We start from the raw sequence: 9,306 nt of genomic DNA, 5'->3' as shown, positions 1-9,306 counted from the left end.
GACCACCCCCCCCCCCCCCCCCCCCCCCCCCCCCCCCCCCCCCCCCGCCCACCCCCCCCCCCCCCCCCCCCCCCCCCCCCCGCCGAACCGTCGACGGGGTCGGGGTCGGGGTCGGGGCCGGGATCAGAGGGACAGCACCTGCTCGGCCTCGTCCTCGTGCGGGACGGCCTCGCGCTGGTCCCTCATCACCAGGTAGTAGAGCACCGCCGAGACGAGGAGGCCGAGGATCCAGGAGATGTCGGCGCCCCCGAGCCGGGCCACCATGGGACCGGTGTAGAACGAGGCGCTCATGAACGGGATCTCGATCGCGACGCCGGCGACGTAGGCGGCCATGGTGCGCCAGGAGATCAGCCCGTAGCGGCCGTCCGGGCGGAACAGCGCGGCGATGTCGTAGCGCTCGCGGCGGATGAAGTAGAAGTCCACCAGGTTGATGGAGGTCCAGGGGACCAGGAAGTAGGTGAGGAAGAGGATGAAGTTCTCGTAGCTGTCGATGAAACTGGTCCGTCCGGCGACAGCGAGGTAGGTACCGATCCCGCCGGCCGCGAGCACCGTGACCGTGCGCACCGTGCGGGTGACGGAGAAGCGCCGGATCGCGGTCGCGGTCGTGGTGAACGACATGAAGGCGCCGTAGAGGTTGAGCACGTTGACGGCGATGATGCCGAGCACCAGGGCCGCTGCCACCGGCCATCGGAGGGCGCCGGGCACGAGGTCGAGCAGGTAGCCGGTGAAGCCCTCCTTCAGCGCCTGCGGAGCGAGCGCCGCGCCGACAGCGCCGAGCGCCATCATCCACACGGACGACGTCACCGTGCCCGCGTAGCTCCACCAGAAGCAGCGGCCGGTGGAGCTGTGCTCCGGGAGGTAGCGGGAGTAGTCGGCGACATAGGGCGCGTACGCGATCTGCCAGGTCGCGGCGATGGCGAGCATCAGCAGGAAAACACCGCCGTGGAACGGGCCCGGGTGCCACACGGAGCCCAGGTCCCCGCTGGTGACGACGAGCACGGTGAGGTAGGCGAGCACGAGGCCGCTCAGCACACTGCTGGCCCGTTCGAGGAGGTGGATCATCCGGTAGCCGAAGACCGTGACGACGACGCAGACGACCGAGACACCCACGATGGCGGCGTCGGGGCCGAGCGGCGTCGCGGCCGACAGCGCGTCGCCGGCCAGGACACCGCTGCTGGCGAAGAACCCGATGTACATCAGGATGACCAGGACGATGGGCACGACGGCGCCGTAGAAGCCGAACTGGGCCCGGCTCTGGATCATCTGCGGGACACCGAGCTTGGGGCCCTGCGCGGAGTGCAGGGCCATGAAGACCGCACCGAAGAGGTTCCCCGCCACGATCGCGAGCAGGCCCCAGGGCAGGGAGAGCCCCAGCTCGACGGCGAGCGCGCCGGTGATCAGCGTGGTGAGCTGGACGTTGGCTCCGAACCAGACGGGGAACAGCCCCCGTGGCGTGCCATGACGCTCGGCCGCGGGAATCCACTCGATGGAGTGCTGTTCGATGTGTGTGGCGCGGTCTTCGGATCTGTTCATGCGACGCGTTCCTTTCCTGGGTTGCGCGGCGGCTGGATCGGGTTGCGCGGCGGCTGGATCGCGCGGCGGCCGGAGGCTCACCGGGGAGCTCCGGCGCACAGGGAGACGAGTTCGTAGGCGAGGTTGGCCGCGGCGACGCTGGTGATGTCCGCGTGGTCGTAGGCCGGGGAGACTTCGACGACGTCGGCGCCGACCAGGTTGAGGCCCTTGAAGCCGCGGATGATGCCGAGCAGTTCCCGGCTGGTCATGCCGCCCGCTTCCGGGGTGCCCGTCGCCGGTGCGTGGGCGGGGTCGAGGACGTCGATGTCGACGGACACGTACAGCGGTGCCGTGCCGATCCGGCGGCGCAGCCGGGCCACGACCTCGCGTACGCCGGTGGTCTCCAGGTCGGCGCAGTGCACGACGGTGAATCCCAGCTCCGCGTCGTCGCGGAGGTCCTGGGGGTCGTAGAGCGAGCCCCGTATGCCGACGTGCGCGCTGGCGCCGGGCAGGAACAGGCCTTCCTCCGCGGCGCGGCGGAACGGGGTGCCGTGGGTGAGCGGTGCGTCGAAGTAGGTGTCCCAGGTGTCGAGGTGGGCGTCGAAGTGCACCAGGGCGACGGGGCCGTGGACCCGGTTCATCGCGCGGAGCAGCGGATAGGCGATGGTGTGGTCGCCTCCGAGGGTAACCAGCCGGCCGCCGCCGCGGACCAGCTCGTGGGCGCCCTCCTCGATCTCCTTGCTCGCGGCCGCGATGTCGAAGGGGTTGCAGGGCAGATCGCCCGCGTCGACGACCTGCTGGTCGCGGAAGGGCATGACGTCGAGGTGCGGGTTGTAGGGGCGCAGCAGCCGGGAGGCCTCGCGGATCGCTCCGGGTCCGAAGCGTGCTCCGGGGCGGTAGGTCACCCCGGCGTCGAAGGGGACGCCGACGACGGCGACGTCGTGTGCCGGTACGTCCTCGATGCGGGGCAGCCGCGCGAAGGTGGTCAGGCCCGCGTAGCGGGGGCTCGCCTGCCCGTCGGTCTGGCCGACGGGTGGCGTGCCTGCGGTGTCGTTGTCCTCGTCGAGGCGGGTCACGCGCGGCATCGGGTTGCCTCCGTTGTTCTGGATGGTCTGGCGCGCAGGGAAGCCGGCGCGGAAGCGTGCGAGCGGGGTGCCTGGACGTGGTGCCGGTGCGTGTCCTCCAGGGATCCGCGTCGGCTGCCCTCCGGCCACGCGTCGGTCCGGTTGATGCCGGTCCGGTTGTACCGGTCCGGTTGTGTCGCCCGGTTGTGTCGCCCGGTTCTGTCGGCCGGAATGCAGCGAGTCTGCGACCCCGCGAACGGATCCCTCTACCGCACGAAAGCCACAATCGCCCGTTGCTTTCTGAGCGATCGCACAACAGACTTTCCTGTAACACACAAACAACGTCGGAGTACGCATGCCGGTGACCGCGGTGGACCTGCTGAACCTCCCCCACCTGCGGCTGAAGCTCTTCGCAGGCGAAGGGGGCCTGGAGAAGGGCGTCTCCTGGGCCCATGCCTCCGATCTCGACAGCCCATGGGACTGGATGGCGGGCGGTGAGCTGCTCATGCGCAACGGGCGCACGCTGCCACGCGGCGGCCCCGCTCAGGCGGAGCTGCTCCACCGGTGCGCGGACGCGGGCGCGAGCGGGATCGTGATCGGCGAGGACCCCGACACCCCGCCGCTCACCGTTGAACTGGCGACGGCGGCGCGGGAGCGCGACCTGGCCGTGCTCACGGTGCCGTACTCGGTCAGCTTCGCCGCCCTCGCCAGAGCGGTCGCCGACGCCAACGCGGGGGAGGCGCCCGCCCGCGTCGGCCAGATCGAGCGGATCTACGGCGCGTTGCGGGACACCCTCGGCGGACGGACCGGCGAGTCCCCGACCGCCCGGCTGGGACGCGACCTGGGCTGCCGGCTGCTGCTCCTGGACACCACCACCGGGAACCCGGTCGACCCGGCGGCCCCGGCGCCGGACGAGGCCCTGCGCTCGGCCCTGCTCGCCGGGGTCCGCGCCCATGACGGCCGGATTCCCGGCGTGCTGCACATTCCGCTCGCCGGCGGCGGCACGGCGCTCGCGGTCGAAGTCCCCGCGGAAGAGCCCACCGTCCTGCTCGCCGTGCGGTTCCCCGGCACGGACACATCGCTGCTGCACCACCTGGCCACCGCCGCCGCCGTGGAAACGGCCCGTCAGGCGATGCTGCGGGAACACGAACGACGGCTCGGCGGGGAGCTTCTCGCCCACCTCTTCGACACCCGCATCGACGACGCCGTCGCGCGCCGCGAGCTGACCGCCGCCGGGATCGACCTCGCGCACGCCGTGGTCGTCGCCACTCCGTCCGACGAGGGGGCCGGCCAGCGCGACCTGCATCTGGCCCTGGGCCGCCGCCGCATCCCCCACCTGCTCCTGCGACGCGGTGAGCTGCTGTACGCCCTGGTCCGGGACGCCGTTCCGGACATCGAGGCGGTCCGCCGCAAGCTCGGGCCGGACACCGCCCTCGGGGTGAGCTCCCCGGCCGACGCCCCCGGGCGGTTGCCCGCGGCCCGGCGCGAGGCCGTCTGGGCCCTGTCCCTGGCCCGCAGGGCACCGGCCGGAATCTCCCGCTACGGGGAGGAGACCACCTTCACGGTGCTGCGCGACACCGAGGAGGCGCAGGCGCTCGTCGACCGCGTCCTCGGTCCGCTGCTCGCCTACGACGGGAACCACGGAACCGAGCTGACCGGTTCGCTGGAGGCGTTCCTGGCGCACCGGCGCTCCTGGCAGCGGACCGCCGCCGCCCTGAGCGTGCACAAGCAGACCGTCATGTACCGCATGCAGCGCGTCGAGCAGCTCACCGGCCGCACTCTGGCGGAGACGGCGGACCTCACCGACCTGTGGCTCGCCTTCCAGGCCCGCGCGCTGCTCTCCGGCACCCCCTCCCCCGGTGAGCCACGCCCTTCCGGGGGATCCGGCTGAACCGGTGGGGGCCGCCACGGAGTCGTACGTCACACCGGGCGCGGGCGCGGTGCCGGTGACCGCCCGGCCGGGGCTGGTCAGCCGTGCCGTCGGGCCGGGCGAAAAAGGCCGTTCCCGCACCGCGGAGGCACCGCATCTTCCGGTCGGTGCCGCACATCGGGCTCATTCCTCCGCGTCGGATCGCCCGGCGGCCGGACGCCCGGGGCGCGCGACCGGCCGGAGTGCCTGTCCACTCCTCGGGCAAACGATTGGACACACCGGCCGGGGTGGGACGCATGATGGAAAGGCCCCGGCCATGCGGGGGCGTCCGCCAGCCACGGAGAAGGAGTCGCAGTGAGGGTCGGAATCGTCGGAGCCACCGGTCAGGTCGGCACGGTCATGCGCAGGATCCTCGCGGAGCGTGGCTTTCCCGTCACGGAGCTGCGGCTGTTCGCCTCGGCCCGTTCGGCCGGGACCGAGCTGGACGGGGTGACGGTGGAGGACGCGGCCACCGCCGACTACTCCGGCCTGGACATCGTCCTGTTCTCCGCGGGCGGCGCCACCTCGAAGGCGCTGGCCGAGAAGGTCGCCTCGCAGGGCCCGGTCGTGATCGACAACTCCTCCGCCTGGCGCAAGGACCCGGAGGTGCCCCTGGTGGTCTCCGAGGTGAACCCGCACGCGATCGCGGACCGCCCCAAGGGCATCATCGCCAACCCGAACTGCACCACCATGGCCGCGATGCCGGTGCTGAAGGTGCTGCACCAGGAGGCCGGCCTGGAGGCGCTCGTGGTCTCCACCTACCAGGCCGTCTCCGGCTCCGGCCTGGCGGGCGTGGCCGAGCTGCACGGGCAGACGCAGAAGGTCGTCGCCGACGCCGACAAGCTCACCCACGACGGCTCGGCGGTCGATTTCCCGGAGCCGCAGGTCTACAAGCGGCCCATCGCCTTCAACGTGCTGCCCTTCGCGGGCAACCTCGTCGACGACGGTCTGAACGAGACCGACGAGGAGCAGAAGCTGCGCAACGAGTCCCGCAAGATCCTGGAGATCCCGGAACTGAAGGTCTCCGGCACCTGCGTGCGCGTCCCGGTCTTCACCGGCCACTCCCTCCAGGTCAACGCCCGCTTCGCCCGCCCGATCTCCCCGGAGCGCGCGACGGAGCTGCTGGCCGGCGCCCCCGGCGTGGAGCTGTCGGACATCCCGACCCCGCTGCAGGCGGCCGGCCAGGACCCCTCCTACGTCGGCCGCATCCGCCGCGACGAGACGGTGGACAACGGCCTGTCGCTGTTCATCTCCAACGACAACCTGCGCAAGGGCGCGGCCCTGAACGCGGTGCAGATCGCGGAGCTGGTGGCGGCGGAGCTCAGCGGCGAGTAGCACGTACGAGGTACCGCTTACGAGATGCCCAGTAGGCGGTACGAGGAAGGGGCGGTCACCGCGAACCGGTGACCGCCCCTTCGCCGTCCGCGCCCTCAGAGCCCCAGGTGCCGCCGGAGCGCGGCGTCGATCTCGGCCATCCGCTGTCGGGGCACCGCGCCGAGCCGTCTGAGCATCCGTTCCTGAGCAACGGCCCGCACCTGCTCGCACTGGGCCTTCGAGTCCTTCGGCAGATGACACTCGGCCGCGCGGAGGAGTACCTGGAACGACAGGACCCGCGCGGTGTTGGAGGTCAGCGGCACTACGGTGATCACGCCCCGGCCGTGGCGTTCGACCGCCTGATTGGCTCCGTCGTTGGACACGATGACCGAGGGGCGCGCCTTGTTGACCTCGCTGCCGCGTACGGGCTCGTAGTCGACCAGGTAGATGTCACCGCGCCTCATCAGTGAGCCCGTCTCCGCTGAACCCGTCCCAGAACTCGGCGTCCTCGCTCGAGTCCCACTCGGCGAAGGCCTCCGTGTACTCGGCCTCCAGCTGAGCGGCCCTCAGCAATTCGATGGCGGCGTGTATCACGGCCGACCGCGATTCGGCTTCCGTTCTGGACGCGTACTCGTCGACGAAGGCGACATCCTCCTGGGGCAGACTCACACTGATCTTCATACCGTCAATGCTACCTTCGGTAGCATCCTGTTGGCCACCCCGCATCCGGGCGTGCCTCATGGAAGGATGACCGAACCCACACATAACGAGGAGATGACCGCGTGCCTGGCACAAACCTGACTCGCGAAGAGGCGCAGCAGCGGGCGAAGCTGCTCACCGTTGACTCGTACGAGATCGATCTCGACCTCACCGGCGCGCAGGAGGGCGGCACCTACCGGTCCGTGACCACGGTGCGCTTCGACGTCGCCGAAACCGGCGCCGAGTCCTTCATCGACCTGGTGGCCCCGACGGTCCACGAGGTCACCCTCAACGGCGACGCGCTCGACCCGGCGGACGTCTTCAAGGACTCCCGGATCGCGCTTCCCGGCCTGCTGGAGGGACCCAACGTCCTGCGGGTGGTGGCCGACTGCGCGTACACCAACACCGGTGAGGGCCTGCACCGGTTCGTCGACCCGGTCGACGACCAGGCGTACCTGTACACCCAGTTCGAGGTGCCGGACGCGCGCCGGGTGTTCGCGTCGTTCGAGCAGCCCGACCTGAAGGCCACCTTCCAGTTCACCGTGAAGGCGCCGGCCGGCTGGACCGTCGTCTCCAACTCCCCGACGCCCGAGCCGAAGGACGACGTCTGGGTCTTCGAGCCGACGCCGCGGATCTCGACGTACATCACGGCGCTGATCGTCGGCCCGTACCACAGCGTCCACAGCGTGTACGAGAAGGACGGCGTGTCCGTCCCGCTCGGCGTCTACTGCCGTCCCTCGCTCGCCGAGTTCCTCGACTCGGACGCCATCTTCGAGGTGACTCGGCAGGGCTTCGACTGGTTCCAGGAGAAGTTCGACTACGCCTACCCGTTCAAGAAGTACGACCAGCTGTTCGTGCCGGAGTTCAACGCGGGCGCGATGGAGAACGCGGGCGCGGTCACCATCCGGGACCAGTACGTCTTCCGCTCCAAGGTGACCGACGCCGCGTACGAGGTGCGGGCGGAGACCATCCTGCACGAGCTGGCCCACATGTGGTTCGGCGACCTGGTCACCATGGAGTGGTGGAACGACCTGTGGCTGAACGAGTCGTTCGCCACCTACACCTCCATCGCCTGCCAGGCGCACCACCCCGAGTCGCGCTGGCCGCACTCCTGGACGACGTTCGCCAACTCCATGAAGACGTGGGCGTACCGGCAGGACCAGCTGCCGTCCACGCACCCGATCATGGCGGACATCCGCGACCTGGACGACGTGCTCGTCAACTTCGACGGCATCACCTACGCCAAGGGCGCCAGCGTCCTGAAGCAGCTGGTGGCGTACGTCGGCATGGACGAGTTCTTCCGTGGCGTGCAGGCGTACTTCAAGGCGCACGCCTTCGGCAACACCCGCCTGTCCGACCTGCTCGGCGCGCTGGAGGAGACCTCGGGCCGCGATCTGAAGGCCTGGTCGAAGGCGTGGCTGGAGACCGCGGGCATCAACGTCCTGCGCCCCGGGATCGAGACCGACGGCGGGGGCGTCATCACGTCCTTCGCGATCCGCCAGGAGGCCCCCGCGCTGCCCGCCGGCGCCAAGGGCGAGCCGACCCTGCGCCCGCACCGCATCGCGATCGGCCTGTACGACCGCGACGACACGAGCGGCAAGCTGGTGCGCACGGACCGCGTCGAGCTGGACGTCGACGGCGAGCTGACCGCCGTACCGGAGCTGACCGGCCGGCGCCGCCCGGACGTCGTGCTGCTCAACGACGACGACCTGTCCTACGCCAAGGTCCGGCTGGACGAGGCGTCCCTGGCGTTCGTCACCGAGCACCTCGGCGACTTCGAGTCCTCCCTCCCCCGCGCCCTGTGCTGGGCGTCGGCCTGGGACATGACCCGGGACGCGGAGCTGGCCACCCACGACTACCTGTCGCTGGTGCTGTCCGGCATCGGCAAGGAGTCCGACATCGGCGTCGTGCAGTCGCTGCAGCGCCAGGTGAAGCTGGCGATCGACCTGTACGCCGACCCGGCCGCCCGTGAGGCCCTGCTGACCCGCTGGACCGACGCCACGCTGGCCCACCTGCGGTCGGCCGCGCCGGGCGGCGACCACCAGCTGGCGTGGGCGCGCGCGTTCGCGGCGACGGCCCGCACGCCGGAGCAGCTGGACCTGCTGGAGGCCCTGCTGGACGGCTCGCAGACGATCGAGGGCCTGGTCGTCGACACCGAGCTGCGGTGGGCGTTCGTGGAGCGGCTCGCCGCCGTCGGCCGTTTCGACGAGGCGGAGATCGCGGCCGAGTACGAGCGGGACAAGACGGCCGCCGGCGAGCGCCACGCGGCGGCCGCCCGTGCCGCCCGCCCGACCCCGGAGGCGAAGGCGGAGGCCTGGGCGTCGGTCGTGGAGTCCGACAAGCTGCCCAACGCCGTGCAGGAGGCGGTCATCGGCGGGTTCGTGCAGACGGACCAGCGCGAGCTGCTGGCGCCGTACACCGCGAAATACTTCGAGGTGGTCAAGGGCATCTGGGGATCGCGCTCGCACGAGATGGCCCAGCAGATCGCCGTCGGGCTGTACCCGTCGATCCAGGTGTCCCAGGACACCCTGGACCGCACGGACGCCTGGCTGGACTCCGCCGAGCCGGTCGCGGCGCTGCGGCGCCTGGTCTCCGAGTCCCGCTCGGGCGTGGAGCGCGCGCTGAAGGCGCAGGCGGCGGACGCGCGGTAGGAGCGCCGGCCGCGCAGGCGCGGCACACGCGGTCATTCCCCCGTTCCGGGGGGGGGGGGGGGGAGGGGGGGGGGGCGGGGGGGGGGGGGGGGGGGGGGGCGGGGGGGGGGGGGGGGGGGGGAGAAGGGGGGGGAAGGGGGCGGCTGGGAGAAACGAT

The 9,306-nt window shown here is 71.4% G+C and carries 7 protein-coding genes; 3 read left to right on the top strand and 4 right to left on the bottom strand.

Going from position 1 to position 9,306, the window contains the following annotated elements; translation table 11 throughout:
* Positions 1-123: 123 nt before the first annotated feature.
* Together ACZ5GT_RS28555 and speB are read right to left on the bottom strand one after the other, a co-directional pair.
* Positions 124-1,533: a purine-cytosine permease family protein gene (locus tag ACZ5GT_RS28555; RefSeq protein WP_469031794.1), complete on the bottom strand. Its 1,410-nt coding sequence runs from the start codon at positions 1,531-1,533 to the stop codon at positions 124-126.
* A 77-nt stretch (positions 1,534-1,610) separates the two neighbouring features.
* The gene (speB, locus tag ACZ5GT_RS28550; RefSeq protein WP_469031793.1) at positions 1,611-2,597 is read right to left on the bottom strand and encodes an agmatinase; all 987 of its coding nucleotides are present in this window, start codon (positions 2,595-2,597) and stop codon (positions 1,611-1,613) included.
* Between the two features lie 334 nt (positions 2,598-2,931).
* Here speB and ACZ5GT_RS28545 point away from each other — a divergent pair, with 334 nt between their 5' ends.
* Complete coding sequence (locus tag ACZ5GT_RS28545) at positions 2,932-4,467, top strand: PucR family transcriptional regulator (protein WP_469031792.1); 1,536 nt, start codon at positions 2,932-2,934, stop codon at positions 4,465-4,467.
* 333 nt (positions 4,468-4,800) lie between these two features.
* Positions 4,801-5,820, top strand: coding sequence for an aspartate-semialdehyde dehydrogenase (locus tag ACZ5GT_RS28540; protein ID WP_469031791.1), 1,020 nt, complete (start codon positions 4,801-4,803; stop codon positions 5,818-5,820).
* 95 nt (positions 5,821-5,915) lie between these two features.
* Here ACZ5GT_RS28540 and ACZ5GT_RS28535 read toward each other — a convergent pair whose 3' ends face one another.
* Together ACZ5GT_RS28535 and ACZ5GT_RS28530 are read right to left on the bottom strand one after the other, a co-directional pair.
* Positions 5,916-6,263, bottom strand: a complete 348-nt coding sequence (locus tag ACZ5GT_RS28535) for a type II toxin-antitoxin system PemK/MazF family toxin (RefSeq protein WP_469031790.1) — start codon at positions 6,261-6,263, stop codon at positions 5,916-5,918.
* Entirely contained in the window at positions 6,250-6,480 is a 231-nt protein-coding gene (locus tag ACZ5GT_RS28530; RefSeq protein ID WP_469031789.1) for a ribbon-helix-helix domain-containing protein, read from the bottom strand. Before ACZ5GT_RS28530 ends, ACZ5GT_RS28535 begins: the two co-directional genes overlap by 14 nt.
* A 101-nt stretch (positions 6,481-6,581) precedes the next feature.
* Between ACZ5GT_RS28530 and pepN the strand changes: the two genes are divergently transcribed.
* Positions 6,582-9,149 carry an aminopeptidase N gene (pepN, locus tag ACZ5GT_RS28525; protein WP_469031788.1) on the top strand — a complete coding sequence of 856 codons (2,568 nt, stop codon included), beginning with the start codon at positions 6,582-6,584 and terminating at the stop codon, positions 9,147-9,149.
* The last annotated feature ends 157 nt before the right edge of the window (positions 9,150-9,306 follow it).

It is taken from the genome of Streptomyces sp. NPDC031340 (assembly GCF_055569945.1).
This window is presented reverse-complemented; position numbering and strand designations above follow the sequence as displayed.

Bases quoted from the DNA above. Each gene is read 5' to 3' on its own strand.
- ACZ5GT_RS28555 (WP_469031794.1), bottom strand. From the start codon at position 1,533: ATGAACAGATCCGAAGACCGCGCCACACACATCGAACAGCACTCCATC.
- speB (WP_469031793.1), bottom strand. From the start codon at position 2,597: ATGCCGCGCGTGACCCGCCTCGACGAGGACAACGACACCGCAGGCACG.
- ACZ5GT_RS28545 (WP_469031792.1), top strand. From the start codon at position 2,932: ATGCCGGTGACCGCGGTGGACCTGCTGAACCTCCCCCACCTGCGGCTG.
- ACZ5GT_RS28535 (WP_469031790.1), bottom strand. From the start codon at position 6,263: ATGAGGCGCGGTGACATCTACCTGGTCGACTACGAGCCCGTACGCGGC.
- ACZ5GT_RS28530 (WP_469031789.1), bottom strand. From the start codon at position 6,480: ATGAAGATCAGTGTGAGTCTGCCCCAGGAGGATGTCGCCTTCGTCGAC.